Source organism: Gemmata palustris (assembly GCF_017939745.1).
Classification (GTDB): Bacteria; Planctomycetota; Planctomycetia; order Gemmatales; family Gemmataceae; genus Gemmata; species Gemmata palustris.
This window is the reverse complement of record NZ_JAGKQQ010000001.1, coordinates 819,930-843,384: the sequence shown is the minus strand read 5'-3', so window position 1 is coordinate 843,384 and position 23,455 is coordinate 819,930. Positions and strand designations below refer to the sequence as shown.

Genomic DNA, 23,455 nt, shown 5'->3' with positions numbered 1-23,455 from the left:
AGTCCCCGGGTGCGGACTTTTGCTCGTCGGCCGCGGTTCGGCTTTCCTATGGAGCCGCACCGTTGACGGTTGGCGCGGATCGACGACATGCAAAACATCATCCACGAGCCCGAAACACCAGCAGTTGGTGCAGTTCCCACCCGGCTAATCGTCCCCGAAAGCCAGAAAGTTAGCGAATGTGAGTGAGCGCCCCGCGCCCTTTGCGGGTGAGAGACTGTAGACTGCGATTCGTGATCGACACCGACGGGAGTACGGCATGAGTTTGGCCTCGACATCGAACCCCGGCACCCTGGCCCCGCCGACCGACCCGCGCGCCGCGGCCCACGAACTGGCCCAGGAAGCGAAGCAACTCAGCCACAAGGTTACGGCCGAGGTCGCCCGCGTGGTGGTCGGGGCCGAGGACGTGACGCGGCAGTTGCTCATCGCCCTGCTCGCGGGCGGCCACGTGCTGCTCGAAGGGGTCCCGGGCGTCGCGAAAACGACGCTCTCCAAAGTCTTCTCCCGGCTCCTGGGGTGCCAGTACCAGCGCGTGCAGTTCACACCGGACCTGCTCCCCTCGGACGTCACCGGGACGTCCATCTTCGACCGCAACAAGAACGACTTCGTGCTCCGCAAGGGGCCGATCTTCACGCAAGTGCTCCTCGCCGACGAGATCAACCGCGCCCCCGCGAAAACGCAATCCGCGCTCCTCGAAGCGATGCAGGAGTACCAGGTCACGGTCGACGGCGTTTCGCTGCCGCTCGCCCTGCCCTTCCTCGTTCTGGCGACGCAGAACCCCATCGAACAAGAGGGCGTGTACCGGTTGCCGGAAGCGCAACTCGACCGGTTCCTGCTCCGCGTCGAGATGGGGTACCCGGGCTTCAAACACGAGGTGGGGTTGCTGAAGCTCTACAGCAAACCGATCGTCGAAGTGCAGCCGATGTTCACGCCGGAAATGATTATCGGCCTCCAGCGGAAGCTGCCCGGTGTGTACGGCGCGGAATCGCTCTACGAGTACATCGTGCAACTCGCCGAGGAGAGCCGCAAGCACCCGGACGTGGCGCTCGGGGCGAGCCCGCGTGCCGCGCTCAACTTGCTCCGCTGCGCCCGCGCGCGGGCGGTACTGGAGGGGCGCCACTTCTTCACGCACGAAGACGTGCAAGCGGTCGCGTTCGGCGTCCTGGGCCACCGGCTCATCCTGCGCCCGGAGGCCGAAATCGAGGGCAAGCACGTGGCCGAAATCGTCCGCGAGATCCTGGACGCCGTTCCCGTTTTGGAAACGGTCTAGCGTGACGTTTACTCGCGCGAGCACACGTCGGCCGATGTCCCAGGTGTCTCAACGAGTAAGTGTCGTTTCATGATCGCCCCGGTTAGGTCGGACGAGCCGCGACCGCAAGGGAGCGGAAGCGCCTCCCGCCCTTGCGGTTACGGCTCACTAAAATGAGCCCGAAAACGGGTTAATATCGCTCGAAATATTGTCACCGCATCTAAGTCAGTGTGTTTATGGTAGTGGGGCACGAAACTGCCTCTTGGCATTGCGAACACTAGTATACAATCGATTTACGGCAACTTATTGGCGGACATCACCCGCAAAGGTACGAGAGGGGTTGTTGAAGGCGCGTGCTCTCCTGTTAGTGGTACAGGCCTCTGGCCTGTGAAAGCACTACACAGGCCAGAGGCCTGTACCACGAAATCAAACTCGAATCCATCGTTTCAGAAGAGCAGTGTTGAGAGCTAATTTGGGGTCGAATGTTAGCCGGATCGAGTCGAATGAGGACCGGCAATCGCGGATTGTTAGCGTTTGTTAGCCGCGTTGAGTGCCCCGTGGAGCACGGCACGGTCAGAAGTTGTGCCGAAAGTCTTGGACCATCAGTAGTTGCGCGTCGCCCGCCGGTTCTCCGTCGGTGGGTACGCCCCGCAGAGCCGAAAATGTTAGCAATTGTTAGCCCGGCCGGGGCCACCAGACCCACAACAAAGGATCGATGACGAATGCTTACCGCTCGGGGCTGGTGGTTCGTCCTGATCGTCAGCTTCATCCTGGTGTTCGGGGCGTTCGTCGTCCCCAATTACACCGCGGTGCCGGCCATTCTCGCGGTCACACTGTTCGTGTGGTTCGTGTGGGAGTGGGTGCAGTTCCATTTCAAGTCGAACGCGGCCGTGTCCCGGTTGCGCGTGCGCCGGTGGGTCATGCAGGGCGGGCGCGACGCCCCCATGTTGTGGGCCAACGTGCCGTTCGAGGTGCGCGTGCGCGTCCGGCACGACGGGTTCGCGACCATAGACTACGCGGTGGTCGAGGACCGGCTCCCCTCGGGCGCGGACATCATTGAGGGCGAAACCGGGGACCACGCCACGATCGCGCCGGGCCAACCGGCCGACGTGATCTACACGCTCAAGTGCCCCGCGCCCGGCGTGCTCCGGTTCGAGGGCGTGAAGGTGCGGGTCGCCGACCTCCAGGGGTTCTTCTACCGCCGGGTGTTCCTGCGTGAAGCGATCGAGTTCCTCGTGCTCCCCCCACTGGTGAACGAGGAGGGCAAGCAGCGCGCCGATAAGCGGTTCAACACGCTGCCGCCCCCCGGGATTCACCGCTTGCGCCGGCCCGGTTCGGGCGACGAACTACTGGACCTGCGGGACTACCGGCCCGGCGACGCGCCGAAAATGATCGCGTGGAAGGCGTCGGCCCGCAAAGACAAGCTCATCACGAAGGAGTACGAGAGCGACGTGCCCGTGCGGTGCGTGCTGTTCCTCGACACCAGCGAGGGCGTGCGCCTGGGGCCGCCGGGCAACACGCTGCTCACGCGCATGGCCGGGGTCGCGGCCGTCGTGGCGCAAGCGTCCACGGCGAACCGCGACCTCGTGGGGCTCACCACCTTCGACGACCAGACGGCACAACCGATCGCACCGGCCCGCACGCAGACGCACATGATTAACGTGTTGCGCCGGTTGGCGGAAGTGTCCGCGCTGCAACCCGGAACGAAGGGCGTGCCGGCCGAGCACCTCACGCGCCGCGCGTACCCGCTCGCGCACGAACTGTACCCGGAACTGATGGCGAAATCGGCGAACTCGATGCCGCTGGGCCGATTGTGGATCCCGCTGCTCGACAAATGGTGGGGCTGGATCGTCCTGTTTTTCGTGGTCGCGCCACCGTGTTTGCTGGCGTACCGGCTCGGCGGGATGTTCAGCCCCGGCAGCGCCCCGCTCCCGGGGTGGCTCCAGAAGGTTTACGCGAGCTGGATGAGCGGCACGTTCGAGTTCGCGGTGCAGCGCACCCGCGGGATGCAGTGGGCCGTTCGCATCGCGCTCACGCTCTTCATCTGGATCAACTTGCTGATCCTCCCCTCGGTCATCGCCGGGTTGTTCTGGCTCATCCACGGGGTCCGCGGGTGGTTCGGGCCGAGCGCGGGCGAACTCACGCGGCGGAAGCGCCTGGCCGCGCTATTTTCGCTCCAGGACGGCACCGGCCCGGACGCCATCGAGCGCTACGTTCACGACGACGAAGTTTATGCCGAGCGCGTGGCACAGTTCCTCCAGCACCACCAACTGCGCTGCCCGATCCCGCTGTACGACGAACAGGGCCGGTACCGGTTCCGGTGCGCGGAGAAGGCCGAGGTACTCGCGGGCGCGATCGTCCGCGCGGTGAGCCGCGCCCGCGACAACGAGCTCTACGTGCTGCTCGCTGACATCGCGGAACTCGGCCCCGAGCTGGAACCGCTCGTGAAGGCGTGCCGCGTGGCCCGCGCGCGCCGGCACCACGTCATGGTGATCGTTCCCTGGCCCGCGGACGTGCCCTCACCCGATGACGTTCCCGGGCCGGTGGCCGCGGCCCCGGACAAGAAGAAAAAGAAGCGCCGCCCGGACGACTTCGACCACGCGGCGCGGCAAAAGAAGATCACGAAGATCGTGCAGGACAATCTCACGCGGCAGTACCACGAAACGTTCCGCAAAATGCGGCGCGCCCTCGGCGGCGTCGGCGCCACGGTCATGCGCGTGAACGACGGCGACGCGGTGCGCCTCGTGCTCGACCGCCTCGACCGACTCCGCGGGATGAGGAGCCGCCGATGAGCCGCCCCAACGAGATCCAAAATGCGGCCGACCCGACGCAGCGGCAGGTGCTCGACCTCCTGTTCCGCGACCGGGCCGTGCGCGCGTACACGTTCACCACACTCGGCGCACTGGCCGTGATCTTCGTGGTCATGTTCATGAACGGGAGCGACTTAGGCGGCGCGCTCGTCGCGATCTTCGGGTGCGCGGCACTGGCGCTCCGGTGGACCGCAGTGCCCCCGTTCCTGCTGCTCGTCATCGGGTACTTTCTGGTGTTCCCGTTCGGCATCCCGGACCCCGGCACCGAGAACCCGTTCGAGATCCGCGAAACCCACTTCCGCGTAACGGACGCGGTACTCGTGATGGCGGTTCTCGTGTACCTCCGCGCGCAGTACCGCGTCTTCGGGTTCGTCCACCAGATCGTGCCGTTCGAGAACGTGCTGCGGCGCAAGGGCGACGTGCCCACGCGCCGCCCGCCGAGTCACATCCGCTCCGACGAAATCGCGTGGCTCATTGGGATCGCGGCCGGCATCGTGATCGTCGGCCAGATGGTGTGGTGGCTGGTGAACTCACTCGAATTCGCGCCACTGGAGGATTTCCCGCTCCGCTGGGCCGACAAGACCTCCATGACCTCGTACCGGCGCGCACTGGCACCCGGTGAATTTCGGCCCGGCCAGAACCGGTTCTTCATCCTGATCGGCGTGCTGTTCTTCGGGGCGCTCCTCTTGCGCCTCGTGTTCGGCTACTGGCGGCTCCGGGTCATGAATCCGGCCGAGGGCGCGATGGTGCTGACCGACACGAGTTGGGCGGAGTCGCACCGCGAGCGCGTCCGCGTGGAGAAGTGGCGCATCTGGGGCCGCCAGCGCGCCGGAGAAGAAGCGAAGCGGCCCGAGGCGCAAGCGAAACGGGCGAACGCACCCAAGAGCACGAAGCGGCGAAACTGAGTACCAAAAGGGTTCGTCATGAGATTCGCATACTGGAGCCGCGAACTGGCCGGGTGGGGGCTGATCGCGGTCGGACTGTGGCAGTTCTGGAACACCTATACCCTGCTCACGAACCGGCGCATCTTCGAGGCCGGGCCGTCCGCGTTCATCGCGTTCATCATTTTCCGCGGCGGGTTGCACCTGCTGAAAGTCGCGGTCGCGGCGCAGGCGGCACGGTCGCTCGCGGACCCGGCGCAACCACACACGCGCAAGGCGAGTCGCATGGCAACGCGATCGGTCGCGCCCACCCCGGTGAAGACAGTGGTGCCGGGACCGAAGAGCCGCGCAGCGGCTGCGGCCGCGAACGGGATGGCGGATTAACGTGCCGATCATTCCCGTTCACGCACGCGCCATCTTTTTCGACGCGGTCGGCACCCTGCTCTTCCCCGAGCCGTCGGCCCCGGCGGTCTATGCCGACACTGCCCGGCGCTACGGCCTCCAACTCGCTCCCGGCGAAGTGCGGAGCCGCTTCGTTGCCGCGTACCGCGTCGAAGAAGCCGCGGACGTCGCAACATCGTGGGCCACGAGCGAAGCCCGCGAGCGCGAGCGCTGGCACCGTATCGTGACGCAAACACTGACCGGAGTTTCCGACCCGGAAGCGTGCTACCGCGACCTCTTCGACCACTTCGCACTGCCGGCCGCGTGGCGCGTCGCGCCCGATGCCGCAGAAGTGCTCACGGCGCTTCAGTCACGCGGCCTGATGCTGGGAATGGGTTCCAACTACGACGCCCGACTGTGGCCCGTGTTGGGCGGCTTCCCAGAACTCGCCGCGCGGCTCGATCATGTGGTCATCAGTGCCGCGGTGGGTGTGCGAAAACCGGGCGGAGGGTTCTTCCGGGAAGTTACGCGCGTCGCGAACTGCGCGCTGAACGAAGTGCTGTTTGTGGGCGACGATTTGGAGAACGACTACACCGGCGCGACCGCCGCCGGGATGCACGCGGTGCTCCTCGACCCGCGTGCGGACCACGCCCACATCCCGCACCGCATCACGGACTTGGGTGAGTTGCTTCACTGACGTGCGATTCGCGATATGCGTACCACAAAATGAGCACGAACGGAACCCACCAGATCAAGTCGTTCGTGAGGCAGGTTATCAACCCCTCCGGTCGCGCCTGTCCGGTGGCGACACCGAACGCCAATCCCACCGGTCCGAAGAGTTTGCCCAACAAACCGACGAGAATTACGGGCCAGTGGCGCGCCGGGTCACGGGCGGCAAGAATGTACGCGACGCCATAAACACCGACGATCATCCCGATGCACTGCCACAGTTGTGGGTAGTAGAGCGGCTTGTCCGGGTCTCGCATCCCCGAGTTGGCGAACGACAGTGTCGGAAACAGCACCGCCCACGCGCCCCACGCGAGGTTGTACACCCCCGCGAGGATCAACACGAAGTACATCCACTTGGGCGCGCGGCGCGGCATGGTCACTTCCGCTTCTTGGGCTTCTTCGTGCCACCGGATTTCGGCGGCTTGGTGGGCTTGGGTGCGGGCCGGAGTTGCTCGAACAATTGCCCCACCCCGACCTCGAACCCCGGCAGCACGTCACCCCCATCGAGCGCGTCCGTTTCGCTCAATTCGGTCACGTCGTCGGGTGATGTGTAGACCCGCACCGTGCGCTTTCGCGGATCAATGAACCACACCAGCGCGACTTCGGAGAGGAAGTATTCCTTGAGCTTGCGGTCCATTTCCTCGCGCGTATTGCCCTCGCTGATGACCTCTGCGGCAAGATCGGGCGCGAGTTCGGGAACCGGTTCGTCGGGCACGCGGCGCTCGGGAACGCGGTCCCAGTTCGTGAACGACACGTCCGGCATGCGGACCAACTTGTCCATCAGTTTAACCGGCCCGTCCGCGCCGAGTACCATGCCCAAGTTGCCGTTTTCCGCGTTCCACATCTTCAGAGCGAAAACGAGTTCGAGGGCGACGAACGACTCCTTCGCCCCCATGATTTTCTCCACGAGGGTGCCGTCGATCAGCTCGAACTTCCGTTTGTACAGGTTGAGTAACCGGACCACGTCGCCAACAGTTGCTGTACCCGGCGCGGGGTACAGCCGGACGCGATCCGGGGAAACCCCGCCCAAGTTGACCAGCAGTTGGCCCATCGACTCGGACCCGAATTCGAGTTCCGCGAGTTTCGTACTCACCGCGAGCCCTCCTTTGCGCCAGTCATACCACAACTCAGCTCGCGGGGACAACTTCGGTCGGCACGTCGTCGGTCGGCTTGAGGCGGTCGCGGAGCAGGCGCGACGCGACGCGGTTCACCACTTCGAGGTACGCCAGCGCGCTCGCTTCCACCACATCGAGGCTCACCGCACGGGCGCGCGACCGCTTGCCGGCGTGCTCGATCTCGATGTTCACCTCGCCCAGCGCGTCCATGTCCTGACTCACCGACCGCACGCGGTAATCCACCACCTTCACCACCGCGCCGGTGATGCGGTTGATCGCCTTGATGAGCGCGTCAATCGGGCCGTTGCCGATGGCGGCGTCGCGGCGCACGGTGCCATCAAGGTGCTTCAGCGTGACCGCGGCGGAAGTCTGAGAGCCGGTTCCCGCGGTGCTGGTGAAGCCGACGAGGGTCCACAGGTTCCCCGTGCCCGCTTGGAGCAGGTTCTCCGCCAGCGCCTCAATGTCGCCGTCGTAGATCTCTTTCTTCTTGTCCGCGAGCTTCTTGAACTCCTCGAACACGCGGTTCAGTTGTTCATCGGTGAGCCGGTACCCGAGATCGGTGACCCGCTGTTTGAGGGCGTGCCGCCCGCTGTGCTTGCCCAGCACCAGTTCCGTCTGCGGAATGCCCACGTCTTCGGGCTTCATGATCTCGTAAGTGCTGCGCTCCTTCAGCATCCCGTCCTGGTGAATACCGGCTTCGTGTGCGAAGGCGTTCTGGCCGACGATGGCCTTGTTCCGCTGGACCTGTTGGCCGGTGACGTGCGCCAGTTTCCGGCTCACGGGGTACAGGTGCCGGGTGTTGATCCCGGTCGTGAGCTTGTAGAAGTCGGAGCGCGTGTGCAGCGCCATCACCACTTCTTCGAGCGAGGTGTTGCCGGCCCGCTCGCCGATGCCGTTGACGGTGCATTCCACTTGCCGCGCGCCCTCGCCCAGCGCCGCGAGGCTGTTCGCGACCGCGAGGCCCAGGTCGTTGTGGCAGTGGACCGAGAGCACGCACTTGTCGATCCCGCGCACGTGCTGCTTCAGGTGCCGGATGATGGCGGCGTAGTGCGTGGGGACCGCGTAGCCGACCGTGTCGGGGATGTTGAGCGTGGTCGCGCCGGCCTCGATCGCGCGCTCGACCACTTCGGCCAGGAAGTCGAGTTCGGTGCGCGCGGCGTCCTCGGGCGAGAACTCCACGTCCGCGCACCGGTCGCGGGCGCGCTTCACGCCCTCGACGGCGCGCTTCGCGACCTCTTCCGAGGTCATGCGGAGCTTGAACTCCCGGTGAATCGCACTGGTCGCGAGGAACACGTGGATGCGCGGCTTCGGGGCGTCTTTTACCGCGTCGGCGGCGCGGTCGATGTCGGCCGGGTTACACCGCGCCAGCCCCGCGATGATCGGACCGTGGATTTGCCGCGCGATGGCTTGTACGCTCTCGAAGTCGCCGGGCGACGCGATCGGGAACCCGGCCTCGATCACGTCCACGCCGAGGTCCGCGAGCGCGCGGGCCATCTCGAGCTTCTCGGGAAGGTTCATGCTGCACCCGGGGCTCTGCTCCCCGTCGCGCAGCGTGGTGTCGAAGATGATGACGCGGTTCGGGTCGGTCGGCACAGGCATGAGTAGCTCCAGAAACAGAGACGGCCCCGGAACTGAGTTCCGGGGCCGCTGCAACCTCGTGGATCGAATCACCTCGGATCGAAACGCGAAGAAGACCGGCCCCGCGGCGGTCCAAGAAGTCGAATATCGAGGAGCAGCGGCAGAACGGTCATCGGGGTCACGTCTCTTTCGGGTTGATCTCCCCAAAGTGTACGGCGCGAAACGCTACGGATCAACAGGAAGTGAGGGCACAATCTTAGCCGCGTGCCCATTGGCAAAGATTACTTGATGCCATCCAGAGCCTTAGTGACGGCCTCGCGCACGAATTCTGATTTGTCGGAGAGGAGGGTTCCTGCTCGCCAAGAGGTGCTCGAAATTTGGGTGCGGAAATGACCCACCGAGCGCGTGGCGACCCAACCAAGCGCCCGACCCACTACAGTCGTCAGACGGAAAATCACTCAGCGCCCAAAGTCGGGTCGAACGCGCGTGCGACGCGGACGAACACGCCCGCTAACACCCCCAAGCCCGACATGACCACCAGAGCGGAGATCGTTCCGGGCTGGAGCAAAAACGCGAGCAGCTCCACCGACCACACGACCTTCGGCGGCTTCGGCGCGTCCCGGCGATCAAGAAGCGCCATTTCATCGGCGCGCGGTTTCACGACCTCGGCCGGAATGCGCTCGTCTTCCTTCACCTCCGACGGGTTCACGCCGTAGGGTGTCGAATCATCGTCGTCATCGGTCCACGTGCGGGCGCGTTCGAGCGGGCGGTCGGACTTCGGGCGCCGCGGGGGTGATTGCAGTGGTGGAAGTGGCGGAGGCTCGGGCGCAAATCGCAGCGGCGGCTCCAATTCCGGCGGCGGATCGTCCTCCACGATCACCGCTTTCACGCGCTTCTTCGGCGCGGGCGGGTCGTCCGCCATCAATACGTTGTAACCGGCCAACTCACCGTCCGGCGTGTTGATCGGCGCCATCTCGCTGGGTTGAATCGGTGCGAGGGGCGCCTCGTCAAACTCGGTGTCCGCGTCCGATTTCGCGGGCTCATTCTTCGGCTTCTTCTTTTTCTTCCGCTTGAAGAGATTTTTGGTGAACATCAGCGCGAACGCGAGTCTTCCAAGTAGTCGGGCGTAAAGAAGTACGGCGAAGCACAGAAGCGGCACGCCCGCGAACAGGAGCGGGAACTCCCCTCGCGTCATGTACGCCCATTTGAACGCGATCCCGATCAGCGCGAACACTGGCAGCGTGAGGGCGAAGAACCCGATCGTCACGAGAGGCTTTTGCGCGAGTCGAGCGAACACGTCCAAATTCATGGGCACCCACACGCTCGACGCGCTGAGTGAAGCCAACTGGCTCAAGGGGTACACTACCCAGATCACCAATAACGGTGCCGCGAGTTTGATCCACGCGGCGTCGCTCCCACTCGCGATCGCGCGCCCCACGAAGTACGCGGGGCCGGCCCACAGCCCCATCAGCCACGCGAGGTAGAACACCTTCGTGAAGTTGTTGGTGATCGCGTCCCCCTCCCAGGGGATCTCCCTCGCGCCGGCCGCGGTGCCCTCCAAAACGCTGAGGTAGTAGTGTGCGGCGAACATGAGGAACACGAACCCGACGATCACGCTCCCGGTCAGCGCGGGAACGAAAATGACGGCGTCAAGATTCATGAAAGTACCCGAGGGTGTGATTCCCCAACAGGATACAGACGCGGCGCGGCGGACGCGATTTCAAGAGTGCGGTCATAAAGCCGCCGCGGATAACGCAGATAACGCGGATCAAGACAAGAGATCGCGTTTTAGCCCCGTCAGGAGCGACAGCGCGTAGCCAGGGGTGAAGCGCAACCCCTGGCGGACTCCGCGTGAGAAGCCGGAAAATCCGCCGCGGATGAACGCAGGTAACGCGGATCAAAACCGCAGAATTTTTGGACAGGATTAACATTCGGAATCCTGCCGATCCTGTTAATCCTGTCAAATGCTCTTCTGCTTCTTGTCTTGATCCGCGTTATCTGCGTTCATCCGCGGCGGATTTTCAAACAGGAGCTACACCACGGCCAGTTCCAGGCTCAGTTTCTTCGCGTCGGCGGCGAGCTTGCGCACGTCCTGCGTGATCCGCATCGAGCAGAACTTCGGGCCGCACATCGAGCAGAACTTCGCGCTCTTGAACACGTCCTGCGGGAGCGTCTCGTCGTGCATCCGGCGCGCGGTTTCCGGGTCCAGCGAGAGCTCGAACTGGCGGTTCCAGTCGAACTCGAACCGGGCTTTCGAGAGATCATCGTCCCGCTGGCGGACGTTCTTGCGCCCCCGGGCGATGTCGCCGGCGTGGGCCGCGATCTTGTACGCGATCACCCCCTGGCGCACGTCGTCCTTGTTCGGCAGCCCGAGGTGCTCTTTCGGCGTGACGTAGCACAGCATGCTCGCCCCGGCCTCGGCCGCGAGCGCCGCGCCGATCGCGCTGGTGATGTGGTCGTAGCCCGGCGCGATGTCCGTCACGAGCGGCCCGAGCACGTAGAACGGCGCGTCGTGGCAGAGCTCGCGCTCCTTCTCGATGTTCATCTTCACGAGGTGCATCGGGATGTGCCCCGGCCCCTCGATCATCACCTGGCACCCCATCTCCCACGCCTTCAGCGTCAGGTCGCCGAGCGTCTTCAGTTCCGCGAACTGCGCCTTGTCGTTCGCGTCCGCGAGGCAGCCCGGGCGCATCCCGTCGCCGAGCGAGAACGTCACGTCGTACCTGCGCATGATCTCGCACAGCTCGCCGAAGTGCGTGAACCACGGGTTCTGCTGGTGGTGCGCGACCATCCAGCCGGCCATCAGCGACCCGCCGCGGCTCACGATCCCCGTCACGCGCTCGCTCGTGAGCGCGACGTACTCGAGCAGCACGCCCGCGTGGATGGTCATGTAGTCCACGCCCTGCTTCGCCTGGTGCTCCACCATGTCGAGGAGCTGGCGCGGCGTGATGTCGCGCGGGTCCTTCACGTTCTGAATGATCTGGTACGCGGGCACGGTGCCGATCGGTACGGGAGAGGCGTCGATGATCGCCTGGCGGATGCCGTCGATGTTCCCGCCGGTGGACAGGTCCATCACCGTGTCGGACCCGAGTTCGACCGCGGTGCGGAGCTTCTCCAGTTCGTCGTCGGCCTTGCCGGTCACGGCGGAGTTGCCGATGTTCGCGTTGATCTTGCACTTCGCCGCGACGCCGATGCACATCGGCTGGAGCTTCTTCGAGAGGTGGACCGTGTTCGCGGGGATGACCATGCGCCCGCGCGCGACTTCGGCGCGAATGAGCTCCGGGTGCAGGTCCTCGCGCTGCGCGACGAACTCCATCTCCGGCGTAACGATGCCCTTGCGGGCGGATTCGAGCTGAGTCATTGGGGTCTCAGAAGTGCGGAGCGCGGGACTCGGAACGCCGGAACCGTCAGAAACGAAACCCGGCGGGTTTCCCTTCGCGTTCCGCGTTCCGCACCCCGCGCTTTGAGTGGGGTCGCCTTCTTGGGCGGCATAACCCGCTCAAGTTCCGAGGGTGTGTTCTCAGCCCGCGCAGCCGGCGCGAGCACCCCTGGCGATACCGCCTTTGTACGCGGGCACAGCGCCCGCTTCAATGAGAACGACCCCGCGATGCGTCGCATCGCGGGGTCGCGCCGGAGCGTCCCCCAAACACCCCGGCTTTGATCGCACTCACGGGAACCGCTGTTAGTACCGAATCCCCGTCGTGAACTGGAGGTTAATGTTGTGCAGGTTCCCCTGCACCGGCGGCACCAGGTTCGTCCAGTCGTAGCCGTACTCGACCCGGATGCCGTTCGTCCAGATCCACGAACCCATCGGGACGTCGAAGGTCGTGTGCGCCCCGACGAAGATCCCGTGGTACACGTTCTGGCGGCGGGAGTACCCGTTGGTCTCGTCGAGCGGAACCATGTCCACGTGCGAGGTACCGTAGCGCCCGCCGACCCAACCGCCGATGCGCCAGTTGGTCCCGTTCTGCCCGCCGGTGCTCCCGTCGCCCAGGAGCCACACGTCGCGGCCGAAGGCGTAGTTGAAGCTCGACCGGCTCACCCCGCGCACCGCGGTCAGTACGAACCGGTCCGGTTGGACCTGGAACCCGCCGTTCTGCTGGTTCTGTACGGGCTGGCTCCGCAGAAACAGGTTGGTCGGCTCGTTCTCGCCCTGTCCGCGGTTGTACGTGTAGCTCCCGCCGAGATCGACGGTCCACGCGGCCGTGTGGGTCGGGTTGAAGAACAGCGTGCGAACGCCGCCCCCAACGGTCCACCCCGGGGTCTTCAGCAGGTCCGGGAGCCCGTTCCCGATCGTGAAGTTCAGCCCGGCGTAGCTGTAGACATCGTACCCGATGCGCCCGTCGCGCCCGAGCGGCCCACAGCACCCCGGTCCGTCCGTGTAGTACGGACTGGAATAGCTCCCGGGTGGCAGCCCGCCCGGTCCCGGCTGCGTCGGTTGCCCCGTGAGCGTGCCCACGGGATCGCCCCTCCCGTAACCGGGGGGTACGTTCATTTGCTCCAGACTCGTGACCGCGGCCGGCGGGCGCCCCGGGGGCATGGGCGGCCCCGGCAGCCCCGGCTCCTCGGCCCCAACCGGCCTCACGTTCGGTACAAAGTCGGGAGAATCCGACCAGGCCCCGCCGCGAGGTTGAGGTTGGGCCAGAGCCGGCCCGACACCCAACGCCACCACGAATCCGGGAAGAAGGAATCGCGTGATCCTCATGCGCCCCTCGCCCGGCCACCGCGAACACCGCCACGCGACAGCCGTAAACAGTTCGATCCCAATCCACGTCGCTTTTCTGATCGGCATCGAGCGCGGGAAACTTTAACGACCTGCGCGATTGTTTCGATTGGGGCAGTCGCACCTCGAATTCTGCAATTGTGTTCTGGAGCACCGATCTGAAGAAACCCGCGATTCGTCGCTCTCTGCCCGCATCAGACCGCGGACGGCCGGTGGAACGTGCAAACACGCCGGCGCGCAACACCCGTCGCAGTAACGGGGTTTGGTGCAACGCGGCGCACGCGGTATAAGTGAGGGGGAGAAACTGCGAACTCTGGAAGGCCAATGGACCCGATCGAACTGCGCGACCTCGACGCGGCCCGCCGATACATACTCGACGGGTTGCTGCTCCAGCGCGCCCTCAAACCCACCGCGAAAACCGTCAAACCGGCCCTCGAATGGGCGATGGAAATCGCGTCCGGGGGGCACCCGCTCCCGCCCATCGGGTTCGTCGCGGACGTGGGTAACGTGGCTCTGGGAGTCGATGCCGAACAGCGCGTGCGCGAAGCGCAGCCGGTTCCGGGTTGGCCCCCCGCGCTCGGGCGCAGTTACGAGGACCACGTCCTCGGCAAACTCTACGCCGACTGGACCTTCGAGCGCGCCGGGGACGCGCTGCGTAAGTACAAGGAAAAGGACCGCGTGCGCGGGTTGGCGTACATCGTGAACCAAATTTGCGAGCGCGCGGGGATCTCGGGCGTGCTACTCCCGCCCGCGGTGATCCGCGCGCTGCAAACGACCAACCCCGACGAGGTGATTCAAACCGGCTACGACGGGCTCGTGCGAGATGGCCCGTCCCCGCTGCTCGTGCAGATGTACGAGGCTCTGGTGTCCGCCGGGCGCCGGATCGCGGAGGTTCTCGCGCCCGAAGACGTGATCGCGCTCGAACAGGGAACCGCGCTCGCCGACATGGGCCAGTACGTTGCGCACCGGCAAATCCTGCAAACCACGGCGCGGATCGAGTCCCGGCTCCCCGCGCGCCCGGTGAAGCCGCTCGTCGGGCGCAAGGAAGTCCCCACGCGCGTGCTCGACGAGGACCAGTACCCGGTCGGCGGGTACACGTCGATCTCCACGAAGGGCTCGATCGAGAGTTTGTTGCACTCGCAGCTCGCGTACATGGAGGACGAGAGCCCGGACCTCTTCGACATGAAGTTCGTGCGCGACGAACTGTTCTACTACTCGCGCGACGAGAACCAGTTCCTCCGGCGCCGGCGGGCGTTCGTGTTCGTCATCTTCCCGGACCTGATCGCGGCGCGGTTCAAGGACGGCGAGTTGCCCTACCAGCGCATCGTGCTGCTCCAGTCCACAATTCTCGCGCTCGTTCGCAAGTTGACCGACTGGCTGAGTACCGACGCGATCCGGTTCGAGGTGCTGTTCGTACAGGACGGCGGAAAAGCTCCGCTCGCAGAAGAGGCCGCACTCTTGCGTCTGCTGCTCCGCGAGCCGATCGAGCGCGGCGACGGGTTGGTGGCGACCGGCGACCGGACCGCATCGGGCAAGAGCACTCAGGAACAAGAGGCCGCGGAGCGGGCCACCGAGAGCCGGGAAGCGGTGATGACCTACCTCAACCGGTTGTCACGGAACTCCCAGGTTCACTGCCTCGCGTCCGCGACCGAGCCGTTTGATATGGAGATGGACAACGTGGTGGTCACGGAACTGATCGTGGGTGGTCCGCGCCCGGAGATCGGTGCGGGCGACGGCGCGGTCGCGGCCCTCGACGGCGAAGACCCGTTCGACGTGTGGCAGGAAACCGTGATGCGCGTGCTGCAACTGTGGGTTTAGCGCGCTGCGGAGCGTTCTCCCTGTCTCGGGAGTTCCGAAGAAGAGGTCGGTCCCGGCTCGCGTTCGTTCGCCTTCGGCGCGAAACTCTGGAAGTTAGAACCGGGAACTCCTAAACAGAGTGCGAACCGCCGGGCCGGGGACGGCGTATGGCGGGTAACGTCTCGATTCGCACCGACTCCCGGACCCCGCGCATGTTTTCGACGTTGACCAACGATCCGACCGTGCTGTTGGCCGGCGTGGTACTCGCCACCTTACAGTTCGTCGCCGCCCTTCCGTGGCTCTGGGCCATCGACCCGAAGGGCTTCAAGTCCGCCGCGTCCAGTCCCGCGTCGCTCGTCTACGCGATCCTGGGGCTACTCGTGGCCGGGGTCGCGGCGGGCGCGTACCTGGTTTACAAGGGCGACGCCTCGAACCTCTCGGTGAACGGGCGCTACATTTACGGCGGCCTGCTCCACCTGCAACTCATCGTGGACCTGTTCCTGCTCCTGCCGCAAGTCGTGATGCTGGTGTGGCCGAAGGGCGGGGTGGTCGCGTTCGCCGCGTTCCGCGAGAGCTGTCGGCAGCCCATGTTCTGGCTCATTACCGGCGGCGCCACGGTCGCCATCTGGATCTCGGTCGCGATCCCGTACTTCACGTTCGGCGACGACTACAAGTTCATGAAGCAGATCGGGTTCGACATGGTGATGCTGGCCGCGACCCTGTTCGGGGTGCTGGCCGCGAGCATGTCGATCAGCGAGGAAATCGAGGGGCGCACGGCGGTCACGCTGATGAGCAAGCCGGTGAACCGGCGCCAGTTCCTCATCGGCAAGTTCCTCGGCATCGTGATGGCGTGTCTGGTCATGTCGATGCTCCTCAACTGGACGCTGACCTACGCGCTGCGGGCGAACCGCGAGTACGATTCGATCAACAACGCCGCGGACCCGACGGACCCGCTCGCCACGCCCACGGAAAAGATCGTCGACCCGATGACCTATCAGGCGCAGAAGACCGTGGTCCCGCCGTTCAAGCGGGTCGTGCCGAGTGTGCAAGGGAAAGCCGTCGCCGCTGGTGCCGGGTTGTGGTTCTCCGACGCTGTTGCGCACACGTTCGGCGTCATGCTCGGTTTCGGGCAGGTCATGATCTTGGTCGCGGTCGCGTCGGCCCTGGCGACGCGACTGGCGTTCATCGTGAACCTCGTTCTGTGCCTGCTCGTGTTTTTCTTGGGCCACCTCGCGCCCGTCGTGGTGCAGGTGACCCAGCGCGCACAAACACAGGGCGGGGGCACGGGCGTCAGACTCGTCGGCTTCCTCGGGCGGCTGTTCGACGCGCTGCTCCCGTCGCTCGAGTCGTTCAACATGAGCCGCGCCATCATCCGCGAAACCGAACTCGACCTGTGGCAGTTCGGCACTTATGTGCTGACCGTGACCGGTTACTCGCTGATTTACACCGTCATCGCGCTCCTCGTCGGGCTACTCCTGTTTGAAGACCGGGACTTGGCGTAACGCAGGTAGGTGGGGTGGAAACGGGGCCGGGTGACGTTTTCTCCGGCTTCGCTCGTACTCCCGCTCACACGCGCCCCGGTTCTCTGCTAGTCTGAACTTCGTGGCCCCACGAGCGTCGCGGGGCCGCGGTCCCGACCCGCCCATTCCCTGCACCGAGGGCGCACGTGGGCAGCACTGCACTCGCGCAAATCCACAAAAGCTTCGTCAAATCGCCCAGCGCTCGCTGGGCGGCACTCGTCAGTTCCATTGGGGCGGCCGTTACCTACGCGCTGCTCCTACTGCTCCTGTACCTCTTCGTCGATCTTCTCGTCTGGCGCGGCGAAATCCCGACCTACGCGCAACTCTCGGCCACGCGGAAGCGCGAGTTCGCCGACGAATGGGCCGGGCGCTCGGACGCGGACCGAGCCGAGGCGGTCGCGCGCCTGGGGTGGCCGGTGCTCCGCGCCAAGCGGCTCGAAGCCCGCACGGACGAAGACCTGAAACCGCTCGCGAAGGCGCAGGGCGAGGAGCACCTCTTTGCAGACGAGTGGGAAGCGCGCTGGCAGTCGGGCGTGTACCTCGCGCTCCGCGACCGCGTGAACCAAGCCGCGGCCGATAACTACTTGCCGCCCCCGGGCTGGGAACGCACGGACAAGTCCGAGAACGTCGACCCGGAGGCGCGCCCGCAGTTCGGAATTCTGAGTCTCGTTGTGCGCGAACGCAACCGGTGGACCGGTCCGGTCCTCGGCTGGCTCGCGTCGTGGAACAAATGGACCTGGGCGCCGGGGCCGAAGGGTTCGGCCAACGTCCCCTATCTGACAGGGCTGTTCGTCCTGGCGTTCGGCCTCGCCGCGGTGCGCGGGGTACTCGTGAACGCGCTGGCGTACCTTTCGGCCGCGGTTACGCTCGACGCCGTCACCCGGCTCCGGCGGGCCGTCTACTTCCATACGTACCGGCTCGGGTCGCTCACGATGCAGACCCTGGGCACGGCCGAGGTCGCGGACCTGCTGACCCGGCGCGTCGAGGAGATCGGCGACGCGATCCAGGCGCGGTTCACGTCCGCGGTCCGGTACCGGTTGCTCGTGGTCTTCTTGGTCGGGTTGATCGTACTGGTGAACTTCTGGTTGGCGCTCAGTTTCCTGGCACTCGCCGCACTGGTGTGGTTGGTCGGGGGACAGGTGGCGGCACACTTCCGGCGCGAGGGGCGGATCGGCGAGCGCCAGGCAGCGGCCACGCTCGCGCTTTTAAGTGAAAGCATGGCGCTGTTCCGACTGGTGAAGTGCTTCCAGATGGAGCGGTTCAACCAGGCGCGGGTCGAGCGGCAGTTGACGGAATCGGGCCGCGCGAACTGGCGCCGGCTGCGGGGCACCTCAATGGCCGCCCCGTTGCTCGGCTCGGTCGTGCTCGTTACCGGGGTCGCGCTACTTTATCTTGCCGCCCGCGGGGTACTCGCGGGGGGGTTCTCGGTCGCGGGGCTCGCGGTTATGGCCGTTGCGCTCGTGTCGCTCGCCGTACCGATCGCTAGGCTGTTCGATCACGCACTGAAGGTCCGGCGCGGGCACGAGGCCGCGGACGCGATCCTCGAGTTCCTCGAACGGCGCGGCGAAGCGGCCGAGGCCGCGGACGCGGAGTTCCTACCGGGGCTGACGACCCGGATGGAGTTCCGGCACGTCACGCTCAACGACCCGGCGACCGGGCGGCGGATTCTGGAGGACGTGACGTTCGCGGTGCCCGCCGGCGCGAGCATCGCCATTGTGGGGCAGAACGCCGCAGAAAAGCACGCGCTCGTGTCCATGATCCCGCGGTTCCTCGATCCGACGTCCGGCGAGGTCCGAATCGAGGACAAGAACATTCGCTGGGTGACGCACGAATCGCTCCGCACCCAGGTCGCCCTCGTGATGCAGGACGACCTCACGTTCACCGACACCGCGGCGAACAACATCGGCGTCGGCGACCCGTCGCACAACCTCCCGCAAATCATTGAGGCCGCAAAACTCGCCCACGCCCACCAGTTCATCGAGAAGTTGCCGTTCGGCTACGAAACGCTCGTCGGGAACGGCGGGCACTCGCTCACCCCGGGCGAGCGGTTCCGGATCGCACTGGCGCGTGCCCTGCTCCGCGACCCGTCGATTCTCATCATCGAGGAGCCGACCGGCCCCGTGGACGAGGACACGCTCGCGCTGTTCGACGACACGCTCGCGCGCGTGTCCGGGGGCCGCACGGTCATCTTCCTCGCGCAGCGGCTCTCGACGCTCCGCAACGTGGACCGCGTGTTCCTCTTGAAGAACGGCCAGGTCGAAGCGGACGGCGCGCACGACGAACTCTGGAAATCCAACGACAGTTACCGCCGGCTGCAAATTCTCGCCGACGCGACGGCGACCGAGCACCCCGCACTGAAGACCGATTCGTAAGGAAGTCCACCCGCTCGCGAACACGCGGTTCGCCCGGAAGTTTCTTGGCGAACCGCGTGTTCGCGAGCGGGTGGTACAACTTCGGAGTGATGATGACGTTTCAGGACGAACTGTCCGCGGCGCGCGAAGCGGCAGCACGGGCGAGCGATTTACTCCGGCGCGAGTACGAGCAGTTCACCGCGATCCCCGACGCACCGGTGACGATCAGTACCCACGCGGACAAGGCGTCCCAAGAACTGATTCTGGGGTTCCTCCACGACCGCTTCCCGGCGGATGCACTGTGCGCGGAAGAATCCACCCCCGCGTTCGATTCGCTCCCGAAAATCGGGCGCCGGGCGTGGGTGGTCGACCCGATCGACGGCACCCGCGGGTTCGCGAAGAAGGTCGGGCAGTTCTCGGTGATGATCGGTTTCCTTGTCGACGGACAGCCGGTCGTGGGAGTCGTGGCGGAACCCGCCCAGAACCGGACGACGTTCGCATCCGTTGGAGGCGGGTGCTGGACCCACACGGGCGACGCGGAGCCGACCCGCTGCCGGGTGTCGGCTCACGGGTTCAGCGAGTTAGTTTTGGTTCAAAGCTGGTCGAAAACGGGCATGTCGCCGAAGCCGGTTCAAGCTCTCACACCGGTTCGAGTGGTCGAGACGTATTCCGGCGGAGTGAAACTCGCACACGTCGCACGCGGAGAAGCCGACGTGTACGCGAACACTTATGAGGCGTTCGCCGACTGGGACATCTGCGCGGGGCACTTGCTCGTGACCGAGGCCGGCGGTGTGGTCACCGATCTGAGAGGCAATTCGATCGTCTACCAGGGCGAGAACTTCAAACAAACACGCGGACTGATCGCGACCAACGGTTCCATCCATGCCGAAGCCGTCTCGCGACTCGCCACAGTGTGACGAGCCGGCGCCCCCCACCACAACGAGACGAAAAAAGCCTCGCGCATCGGGAACTTTCGCCACCGTGCCGGTTCATACCACGTTGCCCAGAGCGCGCAAATCCGTTATTCTCATGGCGTCCCGGTCGGCCACCGGAGAAATTGCCCGATGACTGACACAGAACTGAGCGCTGCGCTCGATGAGGCGGCGGATTGGCTCCGTATCGCGGAGCGCGTGTGCGTGCTGAGCGGCGCGGGAGTGTCCGCCGAAAGTGGAGTGCCCACGTTCCGCGCGAGTGACGGCTTGTGGGAAGGGCACCGCATCGAAGACGTGGCCAGCCCCGACGGGTGGGACCGCAATCCCTTATTGGTGTGGCAGTTTTACAACGCCCGCCGCGCGAACGTGGCGACCGTGAAACCCAACCCCGGGCACCACGCGCTCGTGGAGATGGAGAAGCGGTGGGGCGACCGCTTCACCCTGGTCACGCAGAACGTTGACGGGTTGCACCTTGAAGCCGGCAGCGTGAACGTGTTGGAGATTCACGGCAGCCTTCGACAGACCCGCTGTACGGCGTGTGAATCCGTCGCGAATCGCGGATTAGAGCCGCTCGGTGACGCGCCCGAATGCCCGCAGTGCCACGGCCGGTTGCGCCCGCACATCGTGTGGTTCGGTGAGGGTCTGCCCGACGACGTCTGGAGCGCGGCGATGGTCGCGGCACACGAGTGCAACGTGCTCCTCGTTGTGGGAACGTCGGCGGTCGTCCACCCGGCCGCGTCGCTGATCCCGATCTCCAAGCGACACAAAGCGGTACCCGCGAAGGTGATCGAAGTGAACCTGACGCCCACCGAGGCCAGCGCCTACGCGGACGTCGGGTTGTACGGGCCGTCCGGCGAAATACTACCGAAACTGATGCAGCGGTTGGGGTGAAGACGATATGGCGGCTCAACGACTCGATGGAAAAGCTCTGGCCGCAACGATGCGGTCGGAGATCGCCGCGCGCGTGGCCGAACGCGCGCGGGCCGGGAAGCGCGTGCCCGGGTTGGCGGCCGTGCTCGTCGGCGAAGACCCGGCCAGTCAGCAGTACGTGAAGAACAAGCACAAGGCGTGTCAGGACGCGGGGCTCGCCACCACCGTTCACCGGCTCCCCGCCTCCACGACACAAGCGGAGTTACTCGAACTCGTCGCGCGCCTGAACGCGGACCCGGCCGTTCACGGCATCCTGGTGCAGCTCCCGCTCCCGAAGCAGATCGACGACGGCGCGATCATCCGCGCGGTGTCCCCCAGTAAGGACGTGGACTGTTTCCACCCCGAAAACGTGGGCCTCCTCGCCGCCGGGCACCCGCGGTTCTACCCCTGCACGCCGCACGGCGTGTTACAGTTGCTGGAGCGCAACGGCATCGCGACCGCGGGGAAAGAAGTCGTCGTGGTCGGGCGCAGTAACATCGTCGGCAAGCCGCTCGCGGTTATGTTGATGCAGAAACCGACCGCGACGAACCCCGCGGCCGGCGACGCGACGGTGACCGTGGCGCACACTCGCACCCGGGGCCTCGCCGACGTGTGCCGGCGTGCCGATATCCTCATTGCGGCGGCCGGTGTCCCCGGAATCGTCACCGCGGAGATGGTGAAACCGGGCGCCGCGGTGGTCGATGTGGGTACGAACAACGTGGACGGCCGCTGGCTCGGGGACGTTCACAAGGATGTTGAATCCGTAGCCGGGTGGCTCTCGCCGGTGCCCGGCGGCGTCGGACCGATGACGATCACGATGCTGCTCTACAACACGCTGGACGCGGCCAAGCAAATTGACGGGTAACGTGAACTCGGCCCGGCGCTCGTGCCCGGGAGTGACCTCTGCGGGTACGAACTCACGATGAATCTAAACATCACGCTCGCGACCCGCATCGGGCTGAACCTGTGTGCCATTTTCGGCATCACCGCCGCGCTGTTCCTCGGCAGTAGTATCTTCATCCCGATCGTGTTCTCGGTGCTGCTCGCCTCGGTGCTGTTCCCGTTCGCGAAGTTCATGCACGAGCGCCTGCACCTGCCCTGGTTCTTCGCGTGCCTCACCGCGCTGTTGGGGCTGGTCGCACTCCACCTGGTCGTGATCGGCGCGTTCGCGTGGGCGATCCCAAAAACCATCGTCGGGCTGCCGCAAGACGAGCAGGCGTGGATCGCCCAGTACAACACGATCCAGTCGAACCTGAGTCAGCTCTTCCCCATTAAGGACAACGACGAGTTCTTCGGCCGGTACGACCTGAACCGAACGCCCCCGAAGGCGGTCAGTCTGGTCCGCAAGCAACTGACCGAGGAGCAACTTTCGAGCGGGCTCGTCAAGCTGTCCGTGCTGGGCCTCGACCACCTGTGGCAAGCGATCCTGGTCCTGTTCGTCACGCTGTTCCTGCTGCTCGAAGGGCAGATGCTGGCCGACAAGGTGAAGGCCATTTTCGGCCCGTCGCTGGAGATCCGCGGGCGCGTGACCGTCGCGCTGGCGGAGATGTCCGAGGCGATCCGCACGTACCTCGTGTGGCGCACGATCGTGAACCTCGGTCTGGCGCTGGTGCTGGGCAGCGTGTACTGGTACCTGGGGCTGAAGCACTGGTACCTGTGGGCGCTGCTGGTCGCGGTTCTCAGTTACGTGCCGTACATCGGTACGATCGCGGCCGGCATCCCGCCGCTCGTGGACGCGCTACTGTTCGTCGACCCGTACACCGCGCCGATGGGCAGCGCACTACTCACCGCGTTCGGCATCGCGGTCTTCTACACGTGCGTGGTCACCTTCGAGGGCTACATTATCGTGCCGTGGGTGATGGGGCGGAGCATGGACTTGAACGCCACGACGGTCCTGCTCGCGTGCCTCTACTGGCACCAGGTTTGGGGCGTCGCGGGGCTGTTCCTGGCGATGCCACTTATGGCGGCGCTCAAAGCGATCTGTATGCAGGTGGAGGGGTGGCAGGGGTGGGGCCACCTCATGGGATCCGGCCCCGCGGTCGAACTGAAGCTCGACAACTCGGCGACGGAAAAAGCGCGGCTCGAAGCCATCGAACAAGCGATGGGGGGCAACGGCGAGCAGACGGTCGTAATGGACCCGAACGACGATCGGAAAGGCGCAGCCCAGCCGGGCGACACCAAAAGCGGCGGGTACGCCCCCTGAGATCGTCCGCGGCGCCCGCGCTGTGAAGCGCGGGCTCACATGGGCTTCGGCCGGGATCGCGCTCCTGCTCGGCGACGCACTCGCGACCGACCGCAAGGGTCGGCAGGAGAAGCGACAGAACCGCGCGTAGGTTTCGTGTCGGGGCTGTAAGTGACTGTCCCATATGCCTCGAAATCGCCGTATTTTCGAGTTGTCACCCACGATTTCTCAGGCTTTTTCGCACATATGGGACAGTCACTAAGAGGTTAGTGGGCCAGCCCAGCGCCCGGGCCCACCCGAC

17 protein-coding genes and 1 pseudogene are annotated in these 23,455 nt (G+C 65.4%); 12 read left to right on the top strand and 6 right to left on the bottom strand.

Annotation, left to right across the window (positions count from 1 at the left end):
• Positions 1–256: 256 nt before the first annotated feature.
• From J8F10_RS03360 to J8F10_RS03340, 5 genes are all read left to right on the top strand, one after another.
• Positions 257–1,267, top strand: a complete 1,011-nt coding sequence (locus tag J8F10_RS03360; protein ID WP_210652470.1) for an AAA family ATPase — start codon at positions 257–259, stop codon at positions 1,265–1,267.
• Between the two features lie 701 nt (positions 1,268–1,968).
• The gene (locus tag J8F10_RS03355; RefSeq protein ID WP_210652469.1) at positions 1,969–4,038 is read left to right on the top strand and encodes a DUF58 domain-containing protein; all 2,070 of its coding nucleotides are present in this window, start codon (positions 1,969–1,971) and stop codon (positions 4,036–4,038) included.
• Entirely contained in the window at positions 4,035–4,961 is a 927-nt protein-coding gene (locus J8F10_RS03350; RefSeq protein WP_210652468.1) for a hypothetical protein, read from the top strand. The genes J8F10_RS03355 and J8F10_RS03350 overlap by 4 nt, the downstream gene beginning before the upstream one ends.
• Positions 4,962–4,979: 18 nt before the next feature.
• Positions 4,980–5,321, top strand: a complete 342-nt coding sequence (locus tag J8F10_RS03345) for a hypothetical protein (protein WP_210652467.1) — start codon at positions 4,980–4,982, stop codon at positions 5,319–5,321.
• 1 nt (position 5,322) lies between these two features.
• Entirely contained in the window at positions 5,323–6,015 is a 693-nt protein-coding gene (locus J8F10_RS03340) for an HAD family hydrolase (RefSeq protein WP_210652466.1), read from the top strand.
• On the opposite strand, the gene J8F10_RS03335 is transcribed toward J8F10_RS03340, so the two are convergent.
• The 6 genes and pseudogenes from J8F10_RS03335 to J8F10_RS03310 all read right to left on the bottom strand — a co-directional run bounded on the left by J8F10_RS03335 (position 5,987) and on the right by J8F10_RS03310 (position 13,445).
• Positions 5,987–6,421: an alkyl hydroperoxide reductase gene (locus tag J8F10_RS03335; protein ID WP_210652465.1), complete on the bottom strand. Its 435-nt coding sequence runs from the start codon at positions 6,419–6,421 to the stop codon at positions 5,987–5,989. The two genes, J8F10_RS03340 and J8F10_RS03335, sit on opposite strands and share 29 nt — an antisense overlap.
• A 2-nt stretch (positions 6,422–6,423) precedes the next feature.
• The gene (locus tag J8F10_RS03330; RefSeq protein WP_210652464.1) at positions 6,424–7,140 is read right to left on the bottom strand and encodes a Uma2 family endonuclease; all 717 of its coding nucleotides are present in this window, start codon (positions 7,138–7,140) and stop codon (positions 6,424–6,426) included.
• A gap of 34 nt (positions 7,141–7,174) precedes the next feature.
• On the bottom strand, positions 7,175–8,761 hold the full coding sequence (locus J8F10_RS03325) for a 2-isopropylmalate synthase (RefSeq protein ID WP_210652463.1): 1,587 nt from the start codon (positions 8,759–8,761) through the stop codon (positions 7,175–7,177).
• 433 nt (positions 8,762–9,194) lie between these two features.
• The gene (locus tag J8F10_RS03320) at positions 9,195–10,400 is read right to left on the bottom strand and encodes a hypothetical protein (RefSeq protein ID WP_210652462.1); all 1,206 of its coding nucleotides are present in this window, start codon (positions 10,398–10,400) and stop codon (positions 9,195–9,197) included.
• A 372-nt stretch (positions 10,401–10,772) separates the two neighbouring features.
• Positions 10,773–12,125: pseudogene (thiC, locus tag J8F10_RS03315) on the bottom strand (phosphomethylpyrimidine synthase ThiC); the annotation flags it as partial.
• 297 nt (positions 12,126–12,422) lie between these two features.
• Positions 12,423–13,445, bottom strand: a complete 1,023-nt coding sequence (locus J8F10_RS03310; protein ID WP_210652460.1) for a hypothetical protein — start codon at positions 13,443–13,445, stop codon at positions 12,423–12,425.
• Positions 13,446–13,787: 342 nt separating this feature from the next.
• Between J8F10_RS03310 and J8F10_RS03305 the strand changes: the two genes are divergently transcribed.
• The 7 genes from J8F10_RS03305 (at position 13,788) to J8F10_RS03275 (ending at position 23,175) form a co-directional block, all read left to right on the top strand.
• Positions 13,788–15,281, top strand: coding sequence for a hypothetical protein (locus J8F10_RS03305; RefSeq protein ID WP_210652459.1), 1,494 nt, complete (start codon positions 13,788–13,790; stop codon positions 15,279–15,281).
• A 191-nt stretch (positions 15,282–15,472) separates the two neighbouring features.
• Positions 15,473–16,762: an ABC transporter permease gene (locus tag J8F10_RS03300; protein WP_210652458.1), complete on the top strand. Its 1,290-nt coding sequence runs from the start codon at positions 15,473–15,475 to the stop codon at positions 16,760–16,762.
• 164 nt (positions 16,763–16,926) lie between these two features.
• A complete protein-coding gene (locus J8F10_RS03295) occupies positions 16,927–19,152 on the top strand; it encodes an ABC transporter ATP-binding protein (RefSeq protein ID WP_210652457.1) in 2,226 nt (741 codons plus the stop codon).
• Between the two features lie 44 nt (positions 19,153–19,196).
• Complete coding sequence (locus J8F10_RS03290) at positions 19,197–20,048, top strand: 3'(2'),5'-bisphosphate nucleotidase CysQ family protein (RefSeq protein WP_246522835.1); 852 nt, start codon at positions 19,197–19,199, stop codon at positions 20,046–20,048.
• A 147-nt stretch (positions 20,049–20,195) separates the two neighbouring features.
• Positions 20,196–20,954, top strand: coding sequence for an SIR2 family NAD-dependent protein deacylase (locus J8F10_RS03285; protein ID WP_210652456.1), 759 nt, complete (start codon positions 20,196–20,198; stop codon positions 20,952–20,954).
• 7 nt (positions 20,955–20,961) lie between these two features.
• Positions 20,962–21,837, top strand: coding sequence for a bifunctional 5,10-methylenetetrahydrofolate dehydrogenase/5,10-methenyltetrahydrofolate cyclohydrolase (locus J8F10_RS03280; RefSeq protein ID WP_210652455.1), 876 nt, complete (start codon positions 20,962–20,964; stop codon positions 21,835–21,837).
• 57 nt (positions 21,838–21,894) lie between these two features.
• On the top strand, positions 21,895–23,175 hold the full coding sequence (locus J8F10_RS03275) for an AI-2E family transporter (RefSeq protein ID WP_210652454.1): 1,281 nt from the start codon (positions 21,895–21,897) through the stop codon (positions 23,173–23,175).
• The last annotated feature ends 280 nt before the right edge of the window (positions 23,176–23,455 follow it).